The sequence below is a fragment of the Bradyrhizobium sp. LTSPM299 genome, from assembly GCF_000938235.1.
Lineage (GTDB): Bacteria > Pseudomonadota > Alphaproteobacteria > Rhizobiales > Xanthobacteraceae > Bradyrhizobium.
On the sequence record NZ_JYMU01000049.1, the window covers coordinates 68801 to 94040 of the forward strand.

Genomic DNA, 25240 nt, shown 5'->3' on the forward strand with positions numbered 1-25240 from the left:
GGATCGTGATATCTGCCGGTCAGGTCTTAGTGATGTCGACGTCCTTGGTCTCGGGCACGAAGATCAGACCGACAATGAAGGTCATTGACGCGATCGCGATCGGGTACCAGAGCCCGGCGTAGATATTGCCGGTCGCGGCCACCAGCGCGACCGCGATCGGCGGCAGCAAGCCGCCGAACCAGCCATTGCCGATGTGATACGGAAGCGACATCGATGTGTAGCGGATCCGGGTCGGGAACAGCTCGACGAGAGCGGCTGCGATCGGCCCGTAAACCATCGTCACCAGGATCGCGAGATAGGTCAGGACCGCGATCAGCATCGGCATGTTGATGGCCGCCGGATCGGCTCCCTTGACCGGGTAGCCCGCCTCACCCACCGCAGCCGTGACTGCGCTGTTGAATGCGGTACGCTGGGTTGCAAAGGTCTTCGGATCGACACCGGTACCCTTCACCGAGTCGAATGACTTGCTGCCAACCATGACCTTGGCGAGGCTGCCAGCGGTACCGGCCTCCAATTTGAAGTTCACGGACGAGGCAATCAGTGCGTTACGGGCCACGTCGCAGGAACTGGTGAAGACCCGGCCGCCGACGGGGTCAAACAGGACATTGCAGTCCGCCGGGTCTGCGACCACGGTGACTGGCGCGTTGGCCAAGGCCTTTTCGAGCGCAGGATTGGCGGCCGACGTGAGCAGCGTGAAAGCGAAATGATACGTCAACGCACCGAGCAGGCAGCCCGCCAGGATGATCGGCTTGCGGCCGATCTTGTCTGACAGCCAGCCGAAGAACAGGAAGCCCACGGTCGCGATCGCCAACGCGATGATGAGCGCGATGTCGGCGGAGTTCGCCGGCACCTTGAGCGTATTGACGAGGAAGACGCGGGCGTAGAACTGGCCACCGTACCAGATCACGGCCTGCCCGGCCGTGAGGCCGAACAGCGCGATCAGTGCGTATTTGCCGTTCTGCCAGTTGCCGAAGGCTTCCGACAAGGGGGCTTTGGAAATCTTGCCCTCATCCTTCATCTTCTGGAACATCGGCGATTCCGAAAGCTGCATGCGGATCCAGATCGAGATACCCAGCAGCAGGATCGAAATCAGATAGGGATAACGCCAGCCGCCCCCAAGACCCGGATCGCTGAAGGCTTCGGGGCTCATGCTGTTGCGGACGACGTAGACGATCAGCAGCGACATGAACAAGCCGATCGTGGCGGTCGTTTGAATCCACGCCGTATAGAATCCGCGACGTCCCTGCGGTGCGTGCTCGGCGACATAGGTCGCGGCTCCGCCATACTCGCCGCCGAGCGCGAGGCCCTGCAGGAGGCGCAGGAAGATCAGGATGGTGGGAGCCAGCCAGCCGATCTGCTGGTAGTCCGGCGTCAGGCCGACCAGGAAGGTCGACATGCCCATGATCGTGATGGTGACCAGGAACGTGTATTTGCGCCCGACCAGATCGCCGACGCGACCGAACACCAGTGCTCCGAGCGGACGGACGAGGAAGCCGGCCGAGAAGGTCAGCAGAGCGAAGATGAACTGCGTGTTGGCGTCGAACGCCGAATAGAAGGCCTTGCCGATCTGGGCCGCGGTCCAACCGTAGAGATAGAAGTCATACCACTCGAACACGGTGCCGAGTGAAGAGGCGAAGATAACCTTCTTCTCCTCGCCGGTCATTCCTCGCTGACGGACGTCGCCGCCGGCGGCTGTCGCCATTGCCATTGTGTTTCGCTCCCCGAACTCGTTTCCTCGCGCCCCAAACGTCCGAATCTGCCGGATCGACTTAGGTCTTGCCACCGAAGGTAACATCGCGGTGAAAGCCGTCCCAATAAGACTTTTGGCTTTTTCACGGCTTCAGCTTATCGTCAGGAACATGAATGGGATGCGACTCCCGCGTGTGCTTATTGCGGCGCACAAGACGGGTGGGATTAACTGCATTGGCATGTGGTATTATCGAGTGCTTGCGTGGTACTGCCGCCCGGGAGACAACCTGATTTCGCGGGATTGCCAAATCCCGCTTGTGGGACTGAGATGACTGCTGTTGCCAATACTCATCTTGTCATCGCCGATGACCATCCGCTGTTCCGCGATGCGTTGCGTCAGGCGGTGTCGAGTGTCGTGAGTTCGGCCACGATCAGCGAGGCCGGATCGTTCGAGGATCTGACCGCGCTGCTGGAGCGGGATTCCGACGTCGACCTGATCCTGCTTGACCTGACGATGCCGGGAATCAGCGGTTTCTCCGGCCTGATCTATCTGCGGGCACAATATCCGGCGATCCCGGTGGTCATCGTCTCCGCCAGCGACGATGTCGGAACCATCCGCTGCTCGCTCGATTTCGGCGCCTCCGGCTTCATTCCCAAGCGCTTCGGGGTCGAGACGCTGCGCGATGCCATTATGAAGGTGATGGAAGGCGACGTCTGGGTTCCGCCGGACACCGACCTTTCGGCCGCCGCCGATCCCGACATGACGCGGCTGCGCGACCGCCTGGTCACGCTGACCCCGCAGCAGGTCCGAGTGCTGATGATGCTGTCGGAGGGGCTGCTCAACAAGCAGATCGCCTATGAGCTCGGGGTCTCCGAGGCGACCATCAAGGCGCATGTCTCGGCGATCCTGCAGAAACTCGGCGTCGAAAGCCGCACCCAGGCCGTGATCGCCGCCGCCAGGATTGCGGGCGGCCAGTGGCGCCAGGGCACGCCGACGGGGTAGGGCCAGAGGGCATCTCACCATTCGTCATTCCGGGGGCGACGCCACCGGGTCCGCGCGAACGCGCGGCCCGATGACAGGCTAAGCGTCGAGCCCGGAATCCATCAGGCCGCGGTATTTGTCGTGAAATGGATTCCGGGCTCACGCCAAGCGGCGTGCCCCGGAATGACGGTGGATATGTTCTCCTACTCCGCCGCCACCATCTGTTGCGTTCGCCACTGCCCGAGCAGCGCGCGGAGCGAGGCCGGTTTGACTGGCTTGTTCAGCACCGCGATGTTCTCCTCGCGCGCGGCGGCGCGGACCGGCGGGCTGCGGTCGGCGGTGATCAGGATCGCCGGGATATTGTCGCCGAAGCGGCGGCGGATCTCGCGGATCGCGGCGATGCCGTTACCGCGGTCGAGATGGTAGTCGACCAGCACGCCGGTGACGCGGCCGTCGGCGGCCTCGATCGCGGCTATCGCGGCGTCCGGATCGGTCACCGCGATCACCTCGGCGTCCCATGCGGTCAGCAGCGTCTTCATGCCGTCGAGGATGGCGAGATCGTTCTCGATGCACACGATCAGCGCGCCGCTCATCGGCGTCTTCGACAGTGGCGTCGCGCTGGTGACGGCGGCGGTATGGTTGACGGTGGTGCCAATCGGCACCGTGACCGAGAACACCGAGCCGCCACCGGTATTGGAGTCGATCGCAATGCGATGGTCGAGCACCCGCGCCAACCGCTCGACGATCGACAATCCGAGACCCAGGCCGCGTGCGATCCGGGCGCCTTGTTCGAGGCGGTGGAATTCCTTGAAGATCTCGCCGCGCTTCTGCACGGGGATTCCGACGCCGGTATCGTAGATGCTGATCTGCAGCTGTTGGCCGCGGCGGCGGCAGCCGACTAGCACGCGGCCGCGCGGGGTGTATTTGATCGCGTTGGAGATGAAGTTCTGCAACAGCCGGCGCAGCAGCGAGCGGTCGGATTCGACCGGCAGCGAGCAGGGCACGAAGTGCAGATCGAGGCCCTTGTCGCGGGCGATCGGCGCGAATTCGATCTCCAGCGAGCGCGTCAAATCGGCCATCCTGAAGCTCGAGATCGACGGCGTCATGGCGCCGGCGTCGAGGCGTGAGATGTCGAGCAGCGCGCCCAGGATGTCCTCGATCGCCTCGAGCGAGTCATCGATGTTCTCGACCAGTCGCGAATCCTCGCCGCCATTCTGGCGCTCGACCAGGCTCGTCACATAGAGGCGCGCGGCGTTGAGCGGCTGCAGGATGTCGTGGCTCGCGGCGGCAAGGAACCGGGTCTTGGAGGCATTGGCGTCCTCCGCGGTGCTCTTGGCGAGCGCGAGTTCCGAGTTCAGCCGCGTCAGCTCCCCGGTGCGGTCGCGCACGCGCTTTTCCAGCGTCGCGTTGGCGCGCTCCAGCGCTTCGGCCGCTTCGAAACTCGGCGTGACGTCGGAGAAGGTGATGACGAGCCCGCCGCCCGGCATGCGGTTGGCGCGCACCTCGATCACCAGATGGCGATCGGTGAAGCGTTCCAGATAGGGTTCGCCCTCGGTGGTGTAGGCGCGCAGGCGTTGCTCCAGCAGGCTGTCGCTGTTGCCGGCGGGGGGCGGGCCCACCGCGCCCATGAATTCGAGGATTTCGGGCAGCGGGATGCCGAGCTGCACCAGATGCGGCGGCAAGGCCAGCAATTCGCTGAACTGGCGGTTCGAGCAGATCAGCTGCAGGTCGGCGTCGAACACGGCGATGCCCTGGCGCACGTGGTTGAGTGCGGTCTGCAGGATCTCGCGGTTGAAATGCAGTGCGGCGTGGGAGTCGTCGAGCAGCTTCAGCGCGGCCTTGGCCGACACGGTGCGTCGGCGCAGCAGCAGCGACATCACGAGGCGTGACGACGCCGCCCCGATCGATGAGGCGATCAGCCGCTCGGCATGCTGCAGCAGCTCGAAAGCCGCAGGCGCGGCCGGGTCGAGCGCGCCATTGTGGTTAGCGGTGAAGGCCGCGAAGGCCTCGCGGGTGCGGTCGGGACCGAGATATTGCGCCACCGTGCTCTGGATATCCTGCACCGTCACCGTGGTCCGCCAGCGCCGCAAGCTCGGTGCGATCGGAACCATCGTGTTGGGCACGAACACATTGGCCTGCAGCAGTTCGATCGAGGACGGCGCACGCGCCAGCGAAAACACGACATAGGCTGATATATTGAGCGCGAGGCTCCACAGTGTGCCGTGCAACAGCGGCGGCAAATCGGCACCGAACAGCGCCTGCGGCCGCAGCGCCTCGATCCCGAACGGGCCGTGCTGCAGCAGCATCAGGCCGGCGGTCGAGGTCTCCAGAAAGCTCGGCACGAACAGCGTGTAGAGCCACGTCGCAAAGCCGACCAGCATGCCCGCCATGGCACCGCGCGCCGTCGCGCGGCGCCAGAACAGGCCGCCAAAGAAGGCCGGCGCGAGCTGCGCGATCGCGGCAAACGACAACAGGCCGATCGCGACGAGCTGGGTATTGCCCAGCGCGCGGTAGTAGAAATACGACATCACCATGATGGCGAAGATCGAGAAGCGGCGCGCCTTCAGCAGGAAATCGCCGAAATCCTTCTGGCCGACGCGGACGTCATCGCTGCGCGGCAGCACCAGCGGCAGCACGATGTCGTTGGAGACCATGATCGACAGCGCGACGCATTCGACGATCACCATCGCGGTTCCCGCCGACAGGCCGCCGACGAAGACGGCGAGGCTGAGCAACTGCGAACCGCCTTCGATCGGCAGCGCCAGCACGAACATGTCGGCGTCGACCGCGCCGAACGGGAAGATGACCAGGCCGGCGATCGCGATCGGAATCACGAACAGGTTGATCGCGACGAGGTAGAGCGGGAACAGCCAGCGTGCCCGGCTGACCTCTGCGCTGTTCGAGTTCTCGACGACGCTGACGTGGAACTGGCGCGGCAGCAGCATGATCGCGCAGAACGACAGCAGCGTCATGATCAGGAAGTTGCCGATCGACGGCACATATTCGATCGCGCGCACCGCCTCCGGCGTCTTCAGGGCGCGCTCGTAGAGCTCCTCCGGAGAGAACATCCAGAAGGTGACGAAAGCGCCGGCGGCGATGAAGGCGACCAGCTTGACGATGGATTCGGTCGCGATCGCGAGGATCAGGCCATGCTGGTGCTCGGTCGCGTCACTGTGGCGGGTGCCGAACAGCACCGCGAAAACAGCCATCGCCAGCGTCACCATCAACGCGATGTCGCCGATGATCGGAATCTTGGAGAAGGCCTGGTCCTCGCTCAGGATCGTCTCCAGCGACGAGGCCATCGCCTTGAGCTGCAGCGCGATGTAGGGCACCGAGCCGATGATCGCGATGCCTGCCACCGTCGCGGCCACCGCCTGGCTCTTGCCATAGCGCGCGGCGATGAAATCGGCGATCGAGGTGATGTTCTGCGACTTGGCCAGCACGATCACCCGGCGCAGCAGCGGCGTGCATAGCCCGATCATCAGGATCGGGCCGAGATAGATCGCGAGGAAGTCGACGTTGGTGCGGGTCGCAAAGCCGACCGAGCCGAAGAAGGTCCAGGAGGTGCAGTAGATCGCGAGCGACAGCGGGTAGATCCACTGGCTGGCACGGCCGCGCTCACCCGCCGGCATCCGGTCGCCACGGCTAGCCACGTAGAACAACAATCCGATGTAGGCGAACGCCGTGGCGATTACGCCCCAGTCGTGCAGCATTGCTGCCTGTCTCCGGTCCCGGCCCGGGAAAGGGCCGGGTGCGGGACTATAAACGCATTGGGCCGGCCGCGCATCGCGCGACCGGCCCAATTTCGAGACGAGGGAGGAGTAGGGTTACTCGGCGGCCTGCTGCTTCTTCTGCAGGGGCAGGCCGAGCCGCTCCCAGACCTGGAGCAGGGCGTCCGCCAGCGCGTCGATCAGGCCGTCCTCGTGATAGGGCGAGGGCGTGATGCGCAGCCGCTCGCTGCCCTTGGCGACGGTCGGATAGTTGATCGGCTGGATATAGATGCCGTGCTCTTCCAGCAGCATGTCGGAGGCGCGCTTGCACCTCTCGGGGTCGCCGACGAACAGCGGCACGATATGGGTCTCGCTCGACATCACAGGCAGGCCGGCGGCGGTCAGGATCGCCTTGGTGCGGGCGGCGCGGTCCTGGTGGCGCTCACGCTCCCAGCTCGAGGTCTTGAGATGGCGGATCGCAGCGGTCGCGGCCGAGCAGATCGCCGGCGGCAGCGCGGTCGTGAAGATGAAGCCCGGCGCATATGACCGCACGGCATCGATGATCTCGGCATTGCCGGCGATATAGCCGCCGAGGCAGCCGAACGCCTTGGCCAGCGTGCCTTCGAGGACGTCGATGCGATGCATCACGCCGTCGCGCTCGGCAATGCCGCCGCCGCGCGGACCGTACATGCCGACCGCATGGACCTCGTCGACATAGGTCATGGCGCCGTATTTCTCGGCGAGGTCGCAGATCTCAGCCAGTGGCGCGACGTCGCCGTCCATCGAATAGAGGCTCTCGCAGGCGATCAGCTTGGGCCGGTCGGGGCCCGCGGCAATCAGCAGCTCTTCGAGATGCGCGACGTCGTTGTGACGGAAGATCTGGCGCTCGCAGCCGGCCTGGCGAACGCCCTCGATCATCGAATTGTGGTTCAGCGCATCCGACAGGATCAGGCAGTTCGGGATCAGCTTGGCGATGGTCGAGATGCCGGTCTGGTTCGAGACATAGCCCGAGGTGAACAGCAGCGAGGCTTGCTTGCCGTGCAGATCGGCCAGTTCAGCCTCGAGCTGGACCAGCGGATGATGCGTGCCGGCGATATTGCGGGTGCCGCCGGCGCCGGTGCCGACCCGGGTCGCGGTCTCGACCATGGCGCCGACCACTTTCGGGTGCTGGCCCATGCCGAGATAGTCGTTGGAACACCAGATCACGACATTCCGCTGCCCTTTCGGCGAGTGCCAGGTCGCGTGCGGAAAGCGGCCCGCGATCCGCTCGAGATCGGCGAACACGCGGTAGCGCCGTTCGTCATGAAGATGGGCAAGGGCGGAATTGAAGAACTGGCTGTAATCCATCGGCGAACCCAGAAAACGGAACCTGACCGGTATAGAGAGCCCAAATTAGAGCTTTTCCAGCTCTAATGTCTATGCACTGGCTCACATTTGGGCATGTGGCTCAGGTGGGCAGATTGCCCTACGCGGGCCGAAACGGGCTTGATCCCGGTCGATTCACGGAATTTTGCCCGGAGCGTGGCTCCTCTTGCTGGTAGATGTCGAAGACGGGCGCAAAGTCCGCCTCCGTCCAGATCGCGGCGAGAGCGCGAAGCGCGCATTCCCGGGTGGACGCCGCCGGCTCCTTCAGCAATGGCGACACGAACGTGTGCGCTTCAACCCACTTCCATTGCGCGACCACATCTAAAGCCGTGCGCCGGACATAGGCAGAGCGGTCGCCAAGCGCGGCCAGGATGGCTTTATGGAGCTCGCGACCGCGAGGATGTTTTCCAATGACCTCGACGGCTGTCCGACGCACGAATTCGTCACCAGCGACCGACAATGTGCCAAGTTCGCCCAGTGCTTCGGGATCATTGCGCGAGACCAGGCTGCGAATAGCCTCGTGGGTCATCGGTCGCCTGCCCGAGCCTCAGGTCGTCGTGAAGCGCAGCATGCCGTCGTTGGCCATCTCGGCCTTCAGCCGGCCCTCGACCAGCATGTAATTGACGTGGGCGACCAGTTCGCCGGCGGCAAAACCCATCTGGTGCTCGTCCAGCACGTGCTTGTGGAACACGACAGGCACCAGCTCCTTGGAGGTCTGCGGCACCTCGCGGCAGGCCTCGGCGATCAGCCGGCAGCGCTCCTCATGGTGATCGGCGAGCTGCTTGATCCGGGTCTTGAGCCCGTAGAACGGCACGCCATGGCCCGGCAGCACCATCAGATCATAGGGCAGGCTGGTGGTGAGGCTGGCCAGCGAGGCCAGATATTCGCCGAGCGAGTTCTGCTCGGGCTCGACCGCCCAGACGCTGACATTCGGCGAGATCTTGCTCAGCACCTGGTCGGCCGAAAGAAAGAGCTTGTCGGCCGCGCAATACAGCATCACCTGGTCGAGCGCGTGTCCGCCGCCGGTGATCACCTTGAAGCGCCGTGTGCCGATCACGACCTCGTCGCCATGGGTGAGGCGGTGATACGACGGCGGCAGCACCGAGACCCGCTTCAGATAATCCTGGCCGCGGCCGAGCAGCTTCTCGGTCAGGTCCTCGTCCATGCCGTGACGGCGGAAGAACAGCCGCTGCGCGTTGCGGCGTTCCTCGGTGCCGCGGTTCTGGTGATAGACCGACTGCAGATATTCCACCTGCGACATCAACAGCGGGCAGTCGAAGCGCTCGGTGATCCAGCCGGCGAGCCCGACATGGTCGGGGTGCGAATGGGTCACGATCAGGCGGGTGACCTTGACGTGCTTCAGCGGCCCCTCGAACAGCGTGGTCCAGGCCGCGATCGATTCCTCGTTGCCGAAGCCGGCATCGACCATGGCCCAGCCGTCACCGTCGGCGAGCAGATAGATGTTCACATGGTTGAGGCGGAACGGCAGCTTCAGCCGCGCCCACAGCACGCCCGGAGTGACCTCCACGACTTGGTCGTGGCCGGGGTGGTTCTCCCAGGGGTATCGAAGTGCCTCCGCCGAGGAGGCGACGCTGTCGGTCTTCGTGTCCATGCTACGGACTTAGCGGCACACGGGCCGACGCGCTAGCCGAAAAATCGGGTTGGCTCTCACGGTCATTCCGGGGCGATGCGCCAGCATCGAACCCGGAATCTCGAGATTCCGGGTTCGGTCCTACAGACCGCCCCGGAATGACAGTTCCTTTTGGCTACGCCGCCCTGATGTTCGACAGGAAGCCGTCGATCTCCTCGCGCAGCACGTCGGCCTCGCGGCGCAGGGCGTCGGAGGCGTTCAGCACCTCGCCTGCGGCGGCGCCGGCTTCCGACGAGGCGTTGCTGACGCCGACGATATTGCTCGACACCTCGCTGGTGCCGCCGGCGGCGTGCTGGATGTTGCGGGCGATCTCGCGGGTCGCCGCGCCCTGCTCCTCGACCGCGGCTGCGATCGCGGTGGTGACGTCGTTGATCTCGCCGATCGTGCTCGAGATGTTGCGGATGGCGGAGACCGCAGTCGTCGTCACCTCCTGCATGCTGACGATCTGCTGGCGGATCTCTTCGGTCGCCTTCGCGGTCTGGCTCGCCAAATTCTTCACCTCGGAGGCGACCACGGCAAAGCCGCGGCCGGCTTCGCCGGCACGCGCCGCCTCGATGGTAGCGTTGAGCGCGAGCAAATTGGTCTGCGAGGCGATGGTCTGGATCAGGTCGACCACGACTGAGATGCGGGCAGCGTTGTCGGCGAGCCCTTGCATGGTGGTGTCGGTGGCGCTGGCTTCCTCGACCGCCTTGCGGGCGATCTCCGCCGAGGTGACGACTTGGCGGCCGATCTCCGAGATCGACGACGATAGTTCCTCGGTGCCCGCCGACACCGTCTGCACGTTGACCGAGGTCTCCTCGGCGGCCGAGGCGACGGCGCTGACCAGCGCGCTGGACTGGTCTGCGGTGGCCGACATGCTCTGTGCCGTGGTCTGCATCGAGCTCGCCGAGGACTGCAGGCTGCCAAGCGCGTTGCGGACGGTGGATTCGAACGCTGCGATCTGCGTCTCCATGCGCGAGGCGCGTTCGGTCTTGGCGACGCGGTCCTTGTCCTGGCTCGCCGAGAGCTCGCGGCCCTCGATCATGCTCTCGCGGAAGATCTGCAGCGAGTCGGCCATCGTGGCGATCTCGTCGCGCTGGCGGCTCTGCGGGATCTCGGTGTCGAGGTCGCCGTCCGACAACAGCTGCATCGAGCGCTGCAGGCCGCGGATGCGGCGCAGGATGTTGCGCCCGACATAGAGCCACACGAACAGGAACGAGCCGACCAGCGTCAGCGCGCCGAGGGCGATCATGACCATGGTCGCGAACGAAATCTGCTGCCGCGCCTGGAAGGTCGATGAGTCGGTGTCCTTCTGGACGGCGTCGACCAACTGCTGCACGCTGATGCCGAGCCCGATATTGAGCTTGCGCGTCTCGTCCAGGATGGTCTGGCCGTAGTCGATCGAATCGAGCTCCTTCTCGCGGAGCTTGAACACGCCGGTCTTGCCTTCGCCGAGCACCAGCAGCTTCTGCGCATTGTCCCGCAAGGCGACGAGCGCCGGATTGTTGGGCAGGTCTTCTAGATTGGACTCGATGCGCTCGCGCCCGGCCTTGACCTCCTTTTCGATCGCATCCAGCGTCTCGCTGGAATTGGCCGACAGCGCCGCGGTCATGTCGGCGGCCATCAGATTGCCGACCGCGAGCACGTTGCCGATCTGGCCGACGGTGCGGGCGGCCTCGGTGGCGTCATCCGCAGATACCTCGGCTGATGCCAGGATGGCGCTGAGCCGCGTCTGCGCGTCGCGCATCGCAGGGTTTGCCGCTGACACGAACGCCGCTTGCGCCTTGCGCAGCGCGTTGTATTGCTTGTCGCGGGCTGCTGCGATCTCCAGCCGCTCGTGTGCCGCCGCGATCAGGCTCTTGGTGGCTTCGTCGGTGTTCTTGACGTTCTCCTGGAGCGCGCTGACGACGGATTTGTCGGCGCCGAGCTCGATGATCTCGCCAAGCTTGGCCGCGGTCAGTTGCCCGACTTCCTTCACCCTCTTGGTGCGTTCGCTCAAGGCATCGTCGCTCTGGACAGCCAGCAGGCCGGGTCCCTGCGAGGCCAGCGAGGCGCTCAGGGCGGACAGTTGCAGGCTCGCGCCAAGGCGCGGAATGTCGCGGCCGCTGAGGTCAGTCATCGTGCTGCCAAGCTGGTGCAGCACCATGCCGGCGCCGGCGCTGATCACGAGCGCCATGCCTGCGATCACCGCGAACGCCGCGAACAGGCTGCCCCTGATGCCCATCTGCGGCAGGCGGATACGTGTCAGACTGAGTTTGCCGAGCTTGAACCGAAACGCCATTACCCCGTGCCCCCGTACGACCCTTAGATGTTTCCCGCGCGGCAGTATCGGTGCGGCGGGTTAATAAAATTGGGAAAATTGCGGCGGCTTGCGTGATTTTTGGGCGCCGCCGGGCGCTGACGCTTTCATTCGCGTTCTTGCGCGCGCGGCCATCGATGCACGCAAAAAGGCCGGCGTGAGCCGGCCTTTTCCACGCTTGGTTGTGGTGCCTGGTCTCAGTAGCGCGCGGCGACCGGGCCGCCGAAATTGCCGAGGTTGAAGCGGTAGTTGATGCCCGCCTTCACCGTGTGTTCGTCATTGTGGAAGGTACCGAACGGGACCAGCGCGCCTGGGCCCACGAAGCGGCTGTCGCCGAAGTCGTAGTACTGGTACTCTACCTTCGCCGACCAGTTGGGCGCGAACATGTATTCGGCGCCGCCGCCGATGGTCCAGCCGTTCTGGTGATTGTCGCTGAGCGCGAAGGCGACCGGCAGGCCGCCGAACGTCACGTTCTCGTTGTTGTCGGAATAGGCGTAACCGCCCTTCACATAGATCAGGCCCGGACCCCAGGTGTAGCCGAGCCGGCCGGTGACCGATGCGATGCCGCGCTGGTTGTTGTTGTAGACGAGGCCGCCGGGGAAGATCGCGTTGAGCTGGTGATTGCCGACCCAGGAATACTGTCCCTCGACGCCGACCACCCAGTTCGGCGACAACTGATAGTCGTAGCCGGCCTGCACGCCGCCCATGAAGCGGGCGCTGGAATCGGCGAGCGCGAGGCCGCCGAAGGTGTTGTTGCCCGAGAACACGCCGCCGAGATGACCGCCGATATAGAAGCCGGTCCAGTTGTAGAGCGGTGCGGCGTACGCTGGCGCCTTCGGGTAATAGGGGCGGGCGCCGAGATCGGCGGCCTGGGCGGTCACGCTCAAGGCGGCGACTGCGGCTGCGACGGCTGTGGTTGCGAGCAGGAACTTCTTCATGGGGTCACTCTCCGGACAAATCGTGGAGACGCCGTGCGATGGCGCCGTCCATGGCGCGGAGTTAGACGGCATTTGAATAAAATGCTGTCACTCGGAGACGACAGCGGCGGTTAACCCTGCCGTTTGGCGGTGAAACGTTTTCTTGTGCCTAACGGACGCTTAACCAGAGGTGAAGGAAGGCTTAACGCGGCGCGCGCGAGAACCGCCTCTTAACCAAGCCGCCGGCGCACATCGTCGCGCATCTGCTCGCGGAACGCCTGCCGACGCGCGGGCCGATCCTTCACCGGGACGTCGTGGCGGTCGAAGATGTCGAACTTCTCCAGGATCGGATAGCGCTCGCTTGCCATCGCCAGCACGCGCAGCACCTCGGCGACCTTTGCGCTCGGGCCGGTGACCTCCCATTTCCGGATCTTCTCGGCGCCGCCGGCGGCCGGCAGTCCGCACAGCCTCGCCATATCAGCTGCCGTGAGCTTCCGGCCGATCGCCTCGCCGAGATTTTCGCGCAGTTTCTTCAGTTCTGGGCCGGTCACTCTGGTTCCGCTCCGGGACAGGAAGTGTGAAGTGAGTCACATCAAGGGCTCCGGGCCAAGGCTACGGCGCGCATGCGATCTCCGTAGGAGACCACCATGCACGGCATCATTGAAAGCCTGAGTCCCGAGAATGGACAGATCGACTGGAAATGGGTCGGCAGTGTGTTCGTGTTTTACGTCGTGCTGATGATTGGTGCCGTGGGCGTGGTGATCGCCCATTGATCCACTGAAAATGCAGGAGTTGCCGCTGCCGCAGCGACCGGAAGTCCGTCGTCCGGCGTTGTGGCTTCCTCTGCCGGCGTCCCCGATGGCAGCGTTGATGCCTCCGTCGCCCCTGTCGTGCACCATGCCGCTTCGCTCGGTCCGTTGTGTCGTCTTATTTGCGACCGGGGCTCGCTATTCGAACCGCTGATCCCCACCTGCATGTAATACCGGTCAACCATCGAAGTTGGTCGGAATGGCAGAGACTTCCAAACGAAAGGACTCTGCATGTTCAAATCCAGGCAGTATCGCGCGAAAGCCACCGAGTACGGCGAACTCGTCAAGGGTTCGGCCGGCGCTGAGGAAAGCCGCAAATTCCAAGCTTTGGAAGATCGCTTCGTCTCGTTGGCGGATAACGAGCAAGGCCTCGCGGATGCCTATCGCGATGCCGTGCACGGTGACGCGCACGACGGGCCCCGTGGTGCGGCCCTTGCTGCCGAAGAAGAGCACGTTTTGCGCTGTCTTGGGGCGGCGGTCATCCTGCAATGGAACACCTTGCCGAATTTGCTGCAGCGGGAGATCTTCGACACCGCCGGATCGGTCGGCAAGTTGCTGGACACGGCGGCGCTCCGAGGGCAGATCGCCCGGTTCCTTCACAAGCACAAGAACGATGCCGGCCGCGGCAAACGGCCTCTGACGGAAGATGCGAGATTCGCCGCCGCCTTGTCCCGCTGGGACAACGAGGGCGGCGCAGTCCCCGACGGGACAGTCGACGTGAACAAAGCCGGCAACAGGAGGACTCCCGATGTCACTTACACAATTCAGCGTCGATGATGGACCGCACAGCATGGACGGGCTGCGGTTTTCTGCCCGCGATGGAGCTGAACCGGTCGAAGCATTCATCAGCCGCAAGGTGATGGACGTCTGGGTCGATTCGATCGAGCACAGCGGAGGACGGCAGAGCCTGTTCCGCGATCAGTACAATGCGCTTGGCAAACTTAACATTGCCGCGCTTGAGCGGATGGTGGACGCGAAATATCAGCGGGGCATCGCGTTCAACCGGCAGCATCCCTTCGTCGAGATCCTGTTCTCGGACGTCACGGAGAGCGGCGAGGCGCTCAATCTCACTGAGCTCGTGCGCGAGCAGTTGCCACCGGAATTTCACAGGGTGACGTGAGATAATCCCCCGTCACGCGATCTCGTCGGTCCAGACCTTGAAGCTGACCAGCGTGTTCGGCCCGAACGTTTGTGTGATCGGGACATCGGACGCATCGCGTCCCTGCGCGATCAGGATACGGCCGATCCGCGGCACGTTGTTGCGCGGATCGAACATGTGCCAGCGCCCGCCGAGATAAGCCTCGAACCAGCCGGCGAAATCCCCCACCGCCCATGGCAGCGGCGTACCGATGTCGCTGAGATATCCGGTGCAGTAGCGCGCCGGAATGTTCATGCAGCGGCAGAATGCGATGGCCAGATGGGCATAGTCGCGGCAGACGCCCTTGCCTTCGTTATAGGCTTCCCATGCCGTCTTGGTGGCACGCGCGTGCTCATATCCGAACGCGATGTGGCGGTGGACGAAATCGCAGATCGCCTGGACTCGCGCCCAGCCCGGAGGCGTCCTCTCGAACAACTGCCAAGCGACTTCCGAAAGCCGGTCGGTCTCGCAATAGCGGCTGCCGAGCAGGTAAACCAAAGTGTCCGCGGGCAAATCTTCGACCGCATGCTGAGACGCTGAGGCAACCACCGGATCGGGCAGACCTTTATCGCGAACGACACCATCGGCGGCAAGACGCGTACGGCCGGCGGGGGCAACCATGCGGCTGCACCAATTGCCGAACATGTCGCGATAGGGCGAGATCTCGACGGCCGGGCTGGTGGTGAGGAGATCAGGCACGATGATGTCGGATGCGCGCGAAAAGTGCGTGCCCAGCACCATGATGATCGGCGTCGGTTGCGGAAAGTCATAAAGCATCTCGAATCCGACGCGAATCTTCATTCGAAATGCCTTTCCGGCTGGGGTCTATTCGAAATGGCTACCAACGGGTCGAATACAAGGCTTCAGCTGCAAATGGCCGGCCGCTCAATGTGCTGAACTCTCGGAAGAAAATGGTGCTGCCAGACAGGATTGAACTGTCGACCTCTCCATTACCAATGGAGTGCTCTACCACTGAGCTACGGCAGCATGCCCGGGAAAATAGATTCGGCCCTCAAGGGGCCCGTCCAAGCGGGCGGTTCTTGCCACAAGGACCCCTCCGGCGCAAGCACAAGGGCACCCGGTGTGGTGGTGAAATCGGCGGAAATTCACGTTCTGCCCCCGCGATCCCGGCCATTTCAGACGATTTCGGCCTGATTTGGTTCCCGATCTCGCTGGGATGGTCCTGTTCCGCCTTGTTGCCACCGAATCGTCGAGTGGTGGGGTGTTCAACTAGCCGCCCGACCAGGGTGCGCGGGCGTCCGCCATTGTCTATTGTCCCCCGCGCAAGATGTCGGCGGTCGAGAATTCGAAAATGACAGGCGATCAGGGCAAGGACGACGGCCAGGCCGGATCCCGCGTGAAGGATTCACGACAGGATCGGTTGAAACTTGCGCTGCGCGAAAATCTGAAGCGGCGGAAATCGCAGGCGCGCGGTCGGGATGACGCCGCGTCTTCCGAAGCGGCCGATGACGCCCTAGATGACGCGGGCGGAAACGGGCCGGAGCGTTAGGCTCCTATTGCGGTACAGGGAAGCAGGTCGCCAAAGATGGCTGCAGACGCAACCAAGATCAATCGACTGAACGCAACCGCCTACGCCTTCCCGCGTCTCGAGCAGACCTTCCCGACGCTGACCCCGCACGAGATCGAGCGGATGCGCCGCTTCGGCGAACCGCGCTCGTTCCGGGACGGTGACGCACTGTTCGAGACCGGCAAGCCTGGCCCCGGCATGTTCGTGGTGCTGTCGGGCTCGGTCGCGCTCACCCTGCGCGACGGTCTCGGCATTATCACGCCTGTGATCGACCAGGGCGCAGGCCAATTCCTCGCTGAAAGCGGCCAGCTCTCCGGCCGCCCCGCGCTGGTCGACGGCCATGCCGATGGCGACGTCGAAACGCTGTTGATCCCGCCGGAGAGATTGCGTGCGCTGCTGGTTGCCGAGGCCGATCTCGGCGAGCGTATCATGCGCGCGCTGATCCTGCGCCGGGTCAGCCTGATCCAGGGCGGGGCCGGCGGCGCGGTGCTGATCGGCTCGCCGTCGCTCGGCGACATGGCGCGGCTGCAGAGTTTCCTGTCGCGTAACGGCCAGCCGAATCATTTCCTCGACCCTGATACCGACACGGATGCCGCCGACCTCGTCGCGCGTTACTCGGCGTCGCGCGCCGAGCTGCCGCTGGTGGTCTGCCCCAACGGCACCGTGCTCCGCAATCCATCCGAGACCGCGCTTGCGATGGCGCTCGGCATGATCGGCGGCCGTGCCCATGACAAGCTCTACGACGTTGCCGTGGTCGGCAGCGGTCCGGCAGGGCTTGCCACCGCGGTCTATGCGGCGTCCGAAGGGCTGTCGGTCGCGGTGTTCGATTCACGCGCCTATGGCGGCCAGGCTGGCGCCAGCGCGCGCATCGAAAACTATCTGGGATTCCCGACCGGCATCTCCGGCCAGGCGCTTGCCGGGCGCGCCTTCAACCAGGCGCAGAAATTCGGCGCGGAGATGCTGATCCCGGTCTCGGTGAAATCGCTCGACTGCTCGAAGGCAACAGGCGCCTTTACGCTCGCCACCGAATGCGGGCACTCGCTGCGCGCCAAATCGATCGTGGTCGCCAGCGGCGCACGTTATCGCCGACCTGCGATGGATAATCTCGAAGCCTATGAGGGGCGTGGCGTCTGGTACTGGGCCTCGCCGATCGAAGCGCGGCTCTGCGCCAACCAGGATGTCGTGCTGGTCGGCGGCGGCAATTCCGCAGGGCAAGCGGCGGTGTTTCTCTCGACGCATGCCCGCAAGGTCCACATGATGATCCGCGGTGGTGGGCTGGGCGCCAGCATGTCGCGCTATCTGATCGAGCGCATCGAGGCGACGCCGAACATCGAACTGATGTTCAACACCGAGGTGATCGGACTCGAGGGTGCGGAGACGCTGGAGCGGGTGCGCTGGCGCAGCCGGCTCGCGCCCGACGAGTTCACGCTCGACATCCGCAATCTGTTTTTGTTCGTCGGCGCCGATCCGGCGACCAATTGGCTTGAGGGCTGCGGCGTGCAGGTCGACCGCGGCGGCTTCGTGCTGACCGGCGTGCAAAGCTGCGGCAACGCGCGCGCGGTGCCGCAGCTCGAGACCACGGTGCCCGGCGTGTTCGCGGTCGGCGACGTCCGCTCCGGATCGGTCAAGCGCGTCGGCGGGGCAATCGGCGAGGGCGCCCAGGTGGTCGCCGCCTTGCATGGCTTCCTCGCGGACGAGGGCAGTCCCTCGCTTTAGGAGTTCGCATGTCAAAGAGCTGCACACATATCGCCGGCATTGCCGACGTCACGCCGAGCGCGCTCGGCTGCGAGGAATGCCTGAAGAGCGGCAGCCCCTGGCTGCACTTGCGGATTTGCCGGACCTGCGGCCATGTCGGTTGCTGCGACGACTCCCCCAACAAGCACGCAACGGCGCATTTCCACGCGACCAGCCATCCGATCGTCGAGGGTTACGATCCGCCGGAAGGCTGGGGCTGGTGCTACGTTGACGAGGTGATGTTCGACCTGTCGAAGCGCAAGACGCCGCATAACGGGCCGATCCCGCGCTATTATTGATTCAAGTTCTCACGAAGCGCACGTGGCCCGCGGGTCTATGAGGCGCGCGCGAATGCCTCCGCTATTGTGGGCTGTCATGAAATGTTGACCGTCCTGCCACCGATCCATGTGGCAATTTCCGGAATCGCATCGTAACCTCTGGTGGTGATCTCAACGGGGAGTGCATCACATGGTTCTGGGAATGAGCTTGGCGACGTTCACGCTTGTGCACGTGATCATCAGCCTGATTGCAATCGTCACCGGCCTGGTCGCAATGTTCGGCCTGCTCGGTTCGAAGCCGATGCCCGGGATCACGGCGATCTTTCTGCTGTTCACGATCCTGACCAACGCGACCGGATTCCTGTTTCCGTTCACGCAACTGCTGCCGTCGCACATGATCGCGATCCTGTCGCTGGTGCTGCTCGCGATCGCCTGCATCGCGCTCTATGCGATGCGGCTCGCCGGCGTGTGGCGCCCGGTCTATGTGGTGACGGCGCTGCTCTCGCTCTACTTCAATGTCTTCGTGCTTGTCATCCAGAGTTTCCTCAAGGTGCCGGCCTTACAGGCATTGGCGCCGGCCGTGCCGCCGAACCCGCCGTCCGGGCCGGTGTTTGCCGTCGTGCAGGGCGTCGTGCTGTTGTTTTTCGTGCTGGTGATCATCGGCGCCTGGCGCCGGTTCAGGCCGATGACGTCAGCCTGATTGATCCTCGTCATTCCGGGGCGACGCGTAGCGTCGAACCCGGAATCTCGGTATCTCCAGATTCCCCGATGCGCAATTGCGCATCTGAGGTTCACGCTTCGCGTGCCCCGGAATGACGACTAATCGAGGAGCCATCAAATGCCCACCATCACCACCAAAGACGGCGTCGAGATCTTCTACAAGGATTGGGGAAAAGGTCAGCCGATCGTGTTCAGCCATGGCTGGCCGCTGTCGTCCGATGACTGGGACTGCCAGATGCTTTTCTTCCTCAATCACGGGTTTCGCGTCGTCGCCCATGACCGCCGCGGCCACGGCCGCTCCAGTCAGGTCGGCGACGGCCATGACATGGATCACTATGCCGACGATCTCGCGGCGGTGACCGCGCATCTCGACCTGAAGAATGCCGTCCATGTCGGCCATTCCACCGGCGGCGGTGAGGTCGTGCACTATCTCGCGCGGCACGGCGAAAGCCGGGTGGCGAAGGCTGCGATCCTGAGCGCGGTGCCGCCCTTGATGGTGAAGACGCCGGCCAATCCCGGCGGCCTGCCGAAAGAGGTGTTCGACGGATTGCAGGCGCAGCTCGCGGCCAATCGCTCGCAATTCTACCGCGACCTGCCGACGGGGCCGTTTTACGGCTACAACCGGCCGGGCGCCAAGCCTTCCGAAGCCGTGATCCAGAACTGGTGGCGGCAGGGCATGATGGGTGGCGCGAAAGCGCATTACGACGGCATCGTCGCCTTCTCGCAGACCGACTTCACCGAGGACCTCAAGAAGATCAACGTCCCCGTGCTGGTGATGCATGGCGACGACGACCAGATCGTGCCCTATGCCGATTCCGGTCCGCTGTCGGCCAAACTCCTGAAGAACGGCACGTTGAAAACCTACAAGGGTTTTCCGCACGGCATGCCGACCACGGAGGCGGAGACCGTCAACGCGGACTTGCTGGCGTTCATCAAGGGTTGAGCGTCGGCCCCGTTCTGATTTCAGTGAGAACGCAACAGACTCCCGATACCGGCGGTCAATCGAAGATCGCCCGTATCGCGGCGAATATTCGCTTGACCAGAGCTTCCGGCTTTTCGCGCGCGCCGTCGGCGGTCCAGAGGTCGGCGCCGACGCGCATCGCACCCGTCGCGATCATCGCCACCAGCCGGGCCTGCTGCTTTTCCGCTTTATGGCCGGCGCGTTTGGCAAGCGCATCCGCCAGCGCGCGCTCAAGCCTCTCGTATTTTGCCTGATCGCGGGCCTGCAGCGCCGGATTGTCGCGCTTCAAACGCGCCATCGCGATCGCTTCGCCGGGTTCGAGCTGGCGAGCCATCGCGGAGATCGCGTTCTCCGCGGCTGCGAGCATGGATTCATCGCGCGGTCGCGCGGCGACCGCGGCGATCAGGGCCGCCGTAATCTCCTCGTGCAACGCAAAAACCACGTCCTCCTTTGACGCGAAGTAATGGAAGAAGCTGCGGCGTGAAATGTCCGCGGCGGCGGCGATATCGTCGAGCGTGGTGGCCTCGAAGCCGCGCTCCAGAAACAGCACCATCGCCGCCCGGGTCAGCCGCTCGCGGGTTTGTTGCCGCTTGCGTTCCCGCAGACCAGGCGGGGCTGCGGCCGCGCTGGATTTTGCCTTTGATAGCCGTGGTTTAGCTGGTTTACGCGGGTTCACCGATCAATCCTCAATCTTCACCTATTGCAAATTTGCACTAAGTGCACATTTAGAGCGGCGCGGTCGTATCCGCAACGAATCGAGCCCGGAGATATAACCATGACCGATTGGACCATCGCAGACATTCCATCCCAGGACAGCAAGACCGCCGTCATTACCGGCGCCACCGGCGGCCTCGGCTTCGAGACCGCGCTGGCGCTGGCCGGCGCCGGGGCAACGGTGGTGTTGACCGGCCGCAATGACGCCAAGGGCCGCCACGCGATCGAGCGAATCCGCGGTCAATTTACCAACGCCAAAGTCAGCTACGAGACGCTCGATCTCGCTGATCTGTCCTCCGTCTCCGATTTCGCGACACGCTTCGCCGCCAGCCATGGCGCACTCGATCTGTTGATCAACAATGCCGGCGTGATGGCGCTGCCGAAGCGGCAGACCACCGCTGACGGCTTCGAGATGCAGTTCGGCATCAATTACCTCGGCCATTACGCGCTCACCGCACGTCTGCTGCCGCTGCTTCGCCGCGGCCATCAGCCTCGCGTGGTCAACCTGTCCAGCCTTGCGCATCGGTCAGGCACGATCGATTTTGAAGATCTGCAAGGTGCAAAATCCTATAATTCCTTCAAGGCCTACTGTCAGTCGAAGCTGGCAATGCTGGTGTTCGCTCTCGAACTCCAGCGGCGCAGCGACGCTGCCGGTTGGGGATTGATGAGCAACGCCGCGCACCCCGGTTTTGCGCGAACCGAACTGATCGCCAACGGTCCGGGCACGAGCGGCCTGTTGGGGTACCTCGGCATTTTACTTCAGCCTTTTGCAAGTCATTCCGCTGCAGCTGGCGCGCTCCCGACCCTGTTTGCTGCGACGTCGCCGGCGGCGAAGGCGGCTGGCTATTACGGTCCGAGCGGATTCTACGAGATGAAGGGACCACCGTCGCCGGCCAAGATCATGCCGCGGGCGAAGGATGCTGCAGCCGCGGAGCGGTTGTGGGATGTTTCGGCCGTGCTGACCGGTCTATCATTTTATCAGGCCGCGGCCGCCGCCTGAAGCCGTGACGTCGCGCGACAGAAAGAAGATCAAATGAAAGTCATCCTGTTCGGCGCCACCGGCATGGTCGGGCAGGGCGTGCTGCGCGAATGTCTGATTGATCCCGGCGTCACCAGCGTGCTCGCGGTCGGGCGCAGCCCGACCGGACAGGTGCACGCCAAGTTGCGCGAACTGGTGCACGGCGATTTCACGGATTTCTCCGGCATCGAGTCCGAGTTCACCGGCTACGACGCCTGTTTCTTCTGCCTCGGCGTCTCCTCCATCGGCATGGACGAGGCGCGCTACCGTCATCTCACCTACGACATCACGCTTGCGGCGGCGACGACGCTGGCCCGGCTCAATCCCGGCATGGACTTCACCTATGTCACCGGACGCGGCACCGATTCCACCGAGCGCGGCTCGCTGATGTGGGCGCGGGTCAAGGGCAAGACCGAGAACGATCTGCTCAAGCTGCCGTTCAAGGCTGCCTACATGTTCCGTCCCGCCGGCATCCAGCCGCTGCACGGCGTGCGCTCCAAAACGGCCTGGGTGCAGGCGATCTATGTCGTGGCCTCGCCGCTGCTGTCCTATCTGGTCCGCGCCGCACCGAAATACATGACGACCTCGGAACAGCTCGGCCGCGCCATGCTCAAGGTGGTGCGCGACGGCTATCCAAAGCCGGTGCTCGAGAGCGAGGACATCAACCGGCTCTGACGGCACGTCCGGGTCTGGTTCCGGGCCGGGAGGGATTGTTCCGGAAGGTTTTCTTCGGCGGAGCGGTATCTCCCGCGCGGCGACGCGCTATAAAGGTCGCCATGTCGTCGCCTGCTCCCCTGAAACTGATTGCGCTCGATGCCGATGACCTCGCGGTCATCTCTGCCCATGTCCAGGACGCCCGCGTCCAGCCCTCCGACATCGTCTGGCGCCAGAACGAGAAGCGGCTCGTGGTCGGCATCAACCGGCTGGACTGGGAGCCGACCCTGGCCGGCGGCACCTGCTCGCGCCGCCTGATTGCCGCGCTGCGCTTCGACCGGGTGCTGGCCTGCAAGTCGCGCAATATCGACCTGGAAGCCCCTAACGCCGCCCTGGAACTGCTCGGGATCGAATTCCACGTCTCCGATCCCCCCGGTGGCAGCGCGCTCCTGATGTTCGGCCATGGCGGAGCGCTGCGGCTGGATGTCGAGTGCCTGGAATGCGAGCTGACCGACCTCGGGACGGACGATTTGGGCACGGCCGGGTAATTCCCGTCGTCCCGGCGGAGGCCGGGACCCATTACCCCAAATGCCAATTGTTGTGGGACGCTGGGGCCGCATCTTGCCCAAACAACCAGCTTTGGTGGTTGGGTCCCGGCCTTCGCCGGGACGACAGCGAAGGGTTGACGGCCATTGGCTGCCGCGCCATTGAGCAGGGACCTGACCCTGTCCGCAAAGAAAGCCGCCATGCCCGTTCGCCTGGACCGACAGAGCGCCGATTTCGACCAGCGATTTCGCGATTTCCTGGCCGCCAAGCGCGAGGTGTCCGCCGACGTCGAGCGCGCCACCCGCGCCATCGTCGACGATGTGGCGGCCCGCGGCGATGCGGCGCTGCTCGAGGCGACGACAAAGTTTGATCGGCTGACGATCGAGGCGAGCGGCCTGCGCATCACCGCGGCCGAGATCGATGCCGCCGTGAAAGCCTGCGACGGAAAAACCATCGACGCCCTGAAATTCGCCCGCGACCGGATCGAGACCTTCCACCGCCGCCAACTGCCGAAGGATGAGCGCTTCACCGATGCCGAAGGCGTCGAACTCGGCTGGCGCTGGAGCGCGGTCGACGCGGTTGGCCTTTACGTGCCCGGCGGCACCGCGGCCTATCCGTCCTCGGTGCTGATGAACGCCGTGCCCGCGAAAGTCGCCGGCGTGCCGCGGGTGGTGATGGTGGTGCCGGCGCCGGACGGCAAGCTCAACCCGTTGGTGCTGGCGGCCGCCCAACTCGGCGGCGTCTCCGAGATCTACCGCGTCGGCGGCGCGCAGGCGGTGGCCGCGCTGGCCTATGGCACCGCCACGATCGCGCCGGTGGCCAAGATCGTCGGCCCCGGCAATGCCTATGTCGCTGCGGCGAAACGGCAGGTGTTCGGCAAGGTCGGCATCGACATGATCGCCGGCCCCTCCGAGGTACTTGTGATCGCCGATGACACCGGCAATGCCGACTGGATCGCCGCCGATCTGCTGGCGCAGGCCGAGCATGACGTCAGCGCGCAGTCGATCCTGATCACAGACTCTGCGCGGCTCGCCGCTGATGTCGAGCGCGCGGTCGAGGCACAACTCACGACCCTGCCGCGCGAAAACATCGCGCGGACCTCATGGAACGATTTTGGTGCCGTCATCCAGGTAGCAAAGCTCGACGACGCGGTCGAGCTTGCGAATGCGATCGCCGCCGAGCATCTTGAGATCATGACCGTCGATCCCGAGGGCCTGTCGAAAAAGGTCCGCAATGCCGGCGCGATCTTTTTGGGGGCCCATACGCCGGAGGCGATCGGCGACTATGTCGGCGGCTCCAACCATGTGCTGCCGACCGCGCGCTCGGCGCGGTTCTCCTCGGGCCTCGGGGTGCTTGACTTCATGAAGCGAACCTCGATCCTGAAGTGCGGGCCGGAGCAGCTTCGTGCGCTCGGGCCCGCCGCGATGACGCTCGGCCAAGCCGAGGGTCTCGATGCCCATTCACGTTCCGTCGGATTGCGCCTCAACCTCTCATGACCAAGTCACCTGCCGACGCGGATTCCAACAATCGCATCGTCGCGGTGACGCTCGACGAGGAATCGATCGGCCGTTCCGGGCCCGACATCGAGCACGAGCGCGCGATCGCGATCTACGATCTGGTCGAGCAGAATCTGTTTGCGCCCGAAGGCGTCGACGCCGGGCCCTATACGCTGCATATCGCCATCACCGGTAACCGCCTGATGTTCGATATCCGCAAGGAGGATAGCTCGCCGGTGGTCGCGCATCTGTTGTCGCTGACGCCGTTCCGCCGCGTCGTGAAGGACTACTTCATGATCTGCGACAGCTACTACCAGGCGATCCGGACTGCGACGCCTGACAAGATCGAGGCGATCGACATGGGCCGCCGCGGCATCCATGACGAGGGCTCGCGCACGCTGCAGGAGCGGCTGAAAGGCAAGGTCCGCGTCGACTTCGAGACCGCCCGGCGGCTGTTCACGCTGATCACCGTCCTCCACTGGAAGGGTGAGGGCGGACAATGATCAGTATGAAGCTTGACGGGGGCGTGCCCCGGTCGAAAAAAGCCTGATCGCATGGAAGCGCCGCGCGCGCGCATTCCGCAGGCCGTGCTGTTCGCATGCGGTTACAACGCCGTGCGCTCGCCGATGGCCGAAAGCCTGCTGCAGCAGATGTTTCCGCAGGGCCTCTATGTGCGTTCCGCGGGCGCGAAGAAGGGCGAACTGGATCCGTTCGCGGTGGCCGTGATGGCCGAACTCGGCCAGGACATCTCCCATCACAAGCCGACCACCTTCGAGGAGCTGGAGGACTGGGAAGGGCTGAACTTCGACCTCATCATCACGCTCTCGCCGGAAGCGCATCACAAGGCGCTCGACCTCACCCGCACGCTCGCCGCCGACGTCGAATACTGGCCGACGCATGATCCGACCGGCACCGAAGGCACCCGCGAGCAGAAGCTCGCTGCCTATCGCGAGGTCTGCGACGGCCTGCTGCTGCGCATCCGCCGCCGTTTTGCGAGAGTCGGCGCCGCGAGCGGATAGCCGGATCGGCTTGTCGCCAGACTGACAAACAGC

Annotated in this window: 25 protein-coding genes and 1 tRNA gene; 15 read left to right on the forward strand and 11 right to left on the reverse strand. The window is 64.3% G+C overall.

All coding sequences use genetic code 11. The features are described from left to right. Nucleotides 1–19: 19 nt before the first annotated feature. The gene (locus UP10_RS23490) at nt 20–1708 is read right to left on the reverse strand and encodes an MFS transporter (RefSeq protein ID WP_156180220.1); all 1689 of its coding nucleotides are present in this window, start codon (nt 1706–1708) and stop codon (nt 20–22) included. A 309-nt stretch (nt 1709–2017) separates the two neighbouring features. Between UP10_RS23490 and UP10_RS23495 the strand changes: the two genes are divergently transcribed. Then, complete coding sequence (locus UP10_RS23495) at nt 2018–2692, forward strand: response regulator (protein ID WP_044589622.1); 675 nt, start codon at nt 2018–2020, stop codon at nt 2690–2692. Nucleotides 2693–2874: 182 nt separating this feature from the next. On the opposite strand, the gene UP10_RS23500 is transcribed toward UP10_RS23495, so the two are convergent. The 7 genes from UP10_RS23500 to UP10_RS23530 all read right to left on the reverse strand — a co-directional run bounded on the left by UP10_RS23500 (nt 2875) and on the right by UP10_RS23530 (nt 13143). Further along, nucleotides 2875–6384, reverse strand: a complete 3510-nt coding sequence (locus tag UP10_RS23500) for a PAS domain-containing hybrid sensor histidine kinase/response regulator (protein WP_044589623.1) — start codon at nt 6382–6384, stop codon at nt 2875–2877. A gap of 114 nt (nt 6385–6498) precedes the next feature. Beyond that, on the reverse strand, nt 6499–7728 hold the full coding sequence (hemA, locus tag UP10_RS23505) for a 5-aminolevulinate synthase (protein ID WP_044589624.1): 1230 nt from the start codon (nt 7726–7728) through the stop codon (nt 6499–6501). 118 nt (nt 7729–7846) lie between these two features. After that, nucleotides 7847–8275, reverse strand: a complete 429-nt coding sequence (locus tag UP10_RS23510) for a HEAT repeat domain-containing protein (protein ID WP_044589625.1) — start codon at nt 8273–8275, stop codon at nt 7847–7849. Nucleotides 8276–8293: 18 nt separating this feature from the next. Then, nucleotides 8294–9358, reverse strand: coding sequence for an MBL fold metallo-hydrolase (locus UP10_RS23515; RefSeq protein WP_044589626.1), 1065 nt, complete (start codon nt 9356–9358; stop codon nt 8294–8296). A 154-nt stretch (nt 9359–9512) separates the two neighbouring features. Next, entirely contained in the window at nt 9513–11657 is a 2145-nt protein-coding gene (locus UP10_RS23520; RefSeq protein WP_044589627.1) for a methyl-accepting chemotaxis protein, read from the reverse strand. A gap of 215 nt (nt 11658–11872) precedes the next feature. Then, nucleotides 11873–12613 carry an outer membrane protein gene (locus UP10_RS23525; protein ID WP_044589628.1) on the reverse strand — a complete coding sequence of 247 codons (741 nt, stop codon included), beginning with the start codon at nt 12611–12613 and terminating at the stop codon, nt 11873–11875. A gap of 209 nt (nt 12614–12822) precedes the next feature. Beyond that, nucleotides 12823–13143, reverse strand: coding sequence for a hypothetical protein (locus UP10_RS23530; RefSeq protein WP_044589629.1), 321 nt, complete (start codon nt 13141–13143; stop codon nt 12823–12825). Nucleotides 13144–13239: 96 nt separating this feature from the next. Here UP10_RS23530 and UP10_RS46380 point away from each other — a divergent pair, with 96 nt between their 5' ends. From UP10_RS46380 to UP10_RS23540, 3 genes are all read left to right on the forward strand, one after another. Next, nucleotides 13240–13365 carry a hypothetical protein gene (locus UP10_RS46380; RefSeq protein WP_283807674.1) on the forward strand — a complete coding sequence of 42 codons (126 nt, stop codon included), beginning with the start codon at nt 13240–13242 and terminating at the stop codon, nt 13363–13365. A gap of 267 nt (nt 13366–13632) precedes the next feature. Next, a complete protein-coding gene (locus UP10_RS23535) occupies nt 13633–14178 on the forward strand; it encodes a hypothetical protein (RefSeq protein WP_044589630.1) in 546 nt (181 codons plus the stop codon). Continuing rightward, nucleotides 14150–14521 (forward strand): hypothetical protein, encoded by a 372-nt coding sequence (locus UP10_RS23540; RefSeq protein ID WP_044589631.1) that lies wholly within the window; start codon nt 14150–14152, stop codon nt 14519–14521. Before UP10_RS23535 ends, UP10_RS23540 begins: the two co-directional genes overlap by 29 nt. A gap of 12 nt (nt 14522–14533) precedes the next feature. Here UP10_RS23540 and UP10_RS23545 read toward each other — a convergent pair whose 3' ends face one another. Continuing rightward, complete coding sequence (locus tag UP10_RS23545) at nt 14534–15340, reverse strand: transglutaminase-like domain-containing protein (protein WP_044589632.1); 807 nt, start codon at nt 15338–15340, stop codon at nt 14534–14536. Nucleotides 15341–15451: 111 nt separating this feature from the next. Then, a tRNA-Thr gene (locus tag UP10_RS23550) sits at nt 15452–15526 on the reverse strand. Nucleotides 15527–15851: 325 nt separating this feature from the next. Between UP10_RS23550 and UP10_RS44505 the strand changes: the two genes are divergently transcribed. From UP10_RS44505 to UP10_RS23575, 5 genes are all read left to right on the forward strand, one after another. Then, entirely contained in the window at nt 15852–16049 is a 198-nt protein-coding gene (locus UP10_RS44505) for a hypothetical protein (RefSeq protein ID WP_156180221.1), read from the forward strand. A gap of 36 nt (nt 16050–16085) precedes the next feature. Further along, nucleotides 16086–17783 carry an FAD-dependent oxidoreductase gene (locus UP10_RS23560; RefSeq protein ID WP_044589633.1) on the forward strand — a complete coding sequence of 566 codons (1698 nt, stop codon included), beginning with the start codon at nt 16086–16088 and terminating at the stop codon, nt 17781–17783. Nucleotides 17784–17791: 8 nt separating this feature from the next. Beyond that, complete coding sequence (locus UP10_RS23565; protein ID WP_044589634.1) at nt 17792–18100, forward strand: UBP-type zinc finger domain-containing protein; 309 nt, start codon at nt 17792–17794, stop codon at nt 18098–18100. Nucleotides 18101–18269: 169 nt separating this feature from the next. Further along, nucleotides 18270–18779, forward strand: a complete 510-nt coding sequence (locus UP10_RS23570) for a hypothetical protein (RefSeq protein ID WP_044589635.1) — start codon at nt 18270–18272, stop codon at nt 18777–18779. 138 nt (nt 18780–18917) lie between these two features. Next, on the forward strand, nt 18918–19742 hold the full coding sequence (locus UP10_RS23575; RefSeq protein WP_044589636.1) for an alpha/beta fold hydrolase: 825 nt from the start codon (nt 18918–18920) through the stop codon (nt 19740–19742). Nucleotides 19743–19797: 55 nt separating this feature from the next. Here UP10_RS23575 and UP10_RS23580 read toward each other — a convergent pair whose 3' ends face one another. Further along, on the reverse strand, nt 19798–20436 hold the full coding sequence (locus tag UP10_RS23580) for a TetR/AcrR family transcriptional regulator (RefSeq protein WP_044589637.1): 639 nt from the start codon (nt 20434–20436) through the stop codon (nt 19798–19800). A gap of 99 nt (nt 20437–20535) precedes the next feature. On the opposite strand from UP10_RS23580, the gene UP10_RS23585 reads away from it, so the two are divergent. From UP10_RS23585 to UP10_RS23610, 6 genes are all read left to right on the forward strand, one after another. Next, nucleotides 20536–21474 carry an SDR family oxidoreductase gene (locus UP10_RS23585; RefSeq protein WP_044589638.1) on the forward strand — a complete coding sequence of 313 codons (939 nt, stop codon included), beginning with the start codon at nt 20536–20538 and terminating at the stop codon, nt 21472–21474. A 33-nt stretch (nt 21475–21507) separates the two neighbouring features. After that, a complete protein-coding gene (locus tag UP10_RS23590; protein WP_044589639.1) occupies nt 21508–22167 on the forward strand; it encodes an NAD-dependent epimerase/dehydratase family protein in 660 nt (219 codons plus the stop codon). Nucleotides 22168–22268: 101 nt separating this feature from the next. Further along, on the forward strand, nt 22269–22694 hold the full coding sequence (locus tag UP10_RS23595) for a DUF2948 family protein (RefSeq protein WP_044589640.1): 426 nt from the start codon (nt 22269–22271) through the stop codon (nt 22692–22694). A 198-nt stretch (nt 22695–22892) separates the two neighbouring features. Then, nucleotides 22893–24188, forward strand: a complete 1296-nt coding sequence (gene hisD, locus UP10_RS23600; RefSeq protein ID WP_044590069.1) for a histidinol dehydrogenase — start codon at nt 22893–22895, stop codon at nt 24186–24188. After that, nucleotides 24185–24691, forward strand: coding sequence for a UPF0262 family protein (locus tag UP10_RS23605; protein WP_044589641.1), 507 nt, complete (start codon nt 24185–24187; stop codon nt 24689–24691). Before hisD ends, UP10_RS23605 begins: the two co-directional genes overlap by 4 nt. 51 nt (nt 24692–24742) lie before the next feature. Next, nucleotides 24743–25207, forward strand: coding sequence for an arsenate reductase/protein-tyrosine-phosphatase family protein (locus tag UP10_RS23610; RefSeq protein ID WP_044589642.1), 465 nt, complete (start codon nt 24743–24745; stop codon nt 25205–25207). The last annotated feature ends 33 nt before the right edge of the window (nt 25208–25240 follow it).

Excerpts from the sequence above, each read along its gene's own strand:
- UP10_RS23490 (WP_156180220.1), bottom strand. The coding sequence starts at position 1,708 with ATGGCAATGGCGACAGCCGCCGGCGGCGACGTCCGTCAGCGAGGAATG.
- UP10_RS23495 (WP_044589622.1), top strand. The coding sequence starts at position 2,018 with ATGACTGCTGTTGCCAATACTCATCTTGTCATCGCCGATGACCATCCG.
- UP10_RS23500 (WP_044589623.1), bottom strand. The coding sequence starts at position 6,384 with ATGCTGCACGACTGGGGCGTAATCGCCACGGCGTTCGCCTACATCGGA.
- hemA (WP_044589624.1), bottom strand. The coding sequence starts at position 7,728 with ATGGATTACAGCCAGTTCTTCAATTCCGCCCTTGCCCATCTTCATGAC.
- UP10_RS23510 (WP_044589625.1), bottom strand. The coding sequence starts at position 8,275 with ATGACCCACGAGGCTATTCGCAGCCTGGTCTCGCGCAATGATCCCGAA.
- UP10_RS23515 (WP_044589626.1), bottom strand. The coding sequence starts at position 9,358 with ATGGACACGAAGACCGACAGCGTCGCCTCCTCGGCGGAGGCACTTCGA.
- UP10_RS23520 (WP_044589627.1), bottom strand. The coding sequence starts at position 11,657 with ATGGCGTTTCGGTTCAAGCTCGGCAAACTCAGTCTGACACGTATCCGC.
- UP10_RS23525 (WP_044589628.1), bottom strand. The coding sequence starts at position 12,613 with ATGAAGAAGTTCCTGCTCGCAACCACAGCCGTCGCAGCCGCAGTCGCC.
- UP10_RS46380 (WP_283807674.1), top strand. The coding sequence starts at position 13,240 with ATGCACGGCATCATTGAAAGCCTGAGTCCCGAGAATGGACAGATCGAC.
- UP10_RS23535 (WP_044589630.1), top strand. The coding sequence starts at position 13,633 with ATGTTCAAATCCAGGCAGTATCGCGCGAAAGCCACCGAGTACGGCGAA.
- UP10_RS23540 (WP_044589631.1), top strand. The coding sequence starts at position 14,150 with ATGTCACTTACACAATTCAGCGTCGATGATGGACCGCACAGCATGGAC.
- UP10_RS23545 (WP_044589632.1), bottom strand. The coding sequence starts at position 15,340 with ATGAAGATTCGCGTCGGATTCGAGATGCTTTATGACTTTCCGCAACCG.
- UP10_RS44505 (WP_156180221.1), top strand. The coding sequence starts at position 15,852 with ATGACAGGCGATCAGGGCAAGGACGACGGCCAGGCCGGATCCCGCGTG.
- UP10_RS23560 (WP_044589633.1), top strand. The coding sequence starts at position 16,086 with ATGGCTGCAGACGCAACCAAGATCAATCGACTGAACGCAACCGCCTAC.
- UP10_RS23565 (WP_044589634.1), top strand. The coding sequence starts at position 17,792 with ATGTCAAAGAGCTGCACACATATCGCCGGCATTGCCGACGTCACGCCG.
- UP10_RS23570 (WP_044589635.1), top strand. The coding sequence starts at position 18,270 with ATGGTTCTGGGAATGAGCTTGGCGACGTTCACGCTTGTGCACGTGATC.
- UP10_RS23575 (WP_044589636.1), top strand. The coding sequence starts at position 18,918 with ATGCCCACCATCACCACCAAAGACGGCGTCGAGATCTTCTACAAGGAT.
- UP10_RS23585 (WP_044589638.1), top strand. The coding sequence starts at position 20,536 with ATGACCGATTGGACCATCGCAGACATTCCATCCCAGGACAGCAAGACC.
- UP10_RS23590 (WP_044589639.1), top strand. The coding sequence starts at position 21,508 with ATGAAAGTCATCCTGTTCGGCGCCACCGGCATGGTCGGGCAGGGCGTG.
- UP10_RS23595 (WP_044589640.1), top strand. The coding sequence starts at position 22,269 with ATGTCGTCGCCTGCTCCCCTGAAACTGATTGCGCTCGATGCCGATGAC.
- hisD (WP_044590069.1), top strand. The coding sequence starts at position 22,893 with ATGCCCGTTCGCCTGGACCGACAGAGCGCCGATTTCGACCAGCGATTT.
- UP10_RS23605 (WP_044589641.1), top strand. The coding sequence starts at position 24,185 with ATGACCAAGTCACCTGCCGACGCGGATTCCAACAATCGCATCGTCGCG.
- UP10_RS23610 (WP_044589642.1), top strand. The coding sequence starts at position 24,743 with ATGGAAGCGCCGCGCGCGCGCATTCCGCAGGCCGTGCTGTTCGCATGC.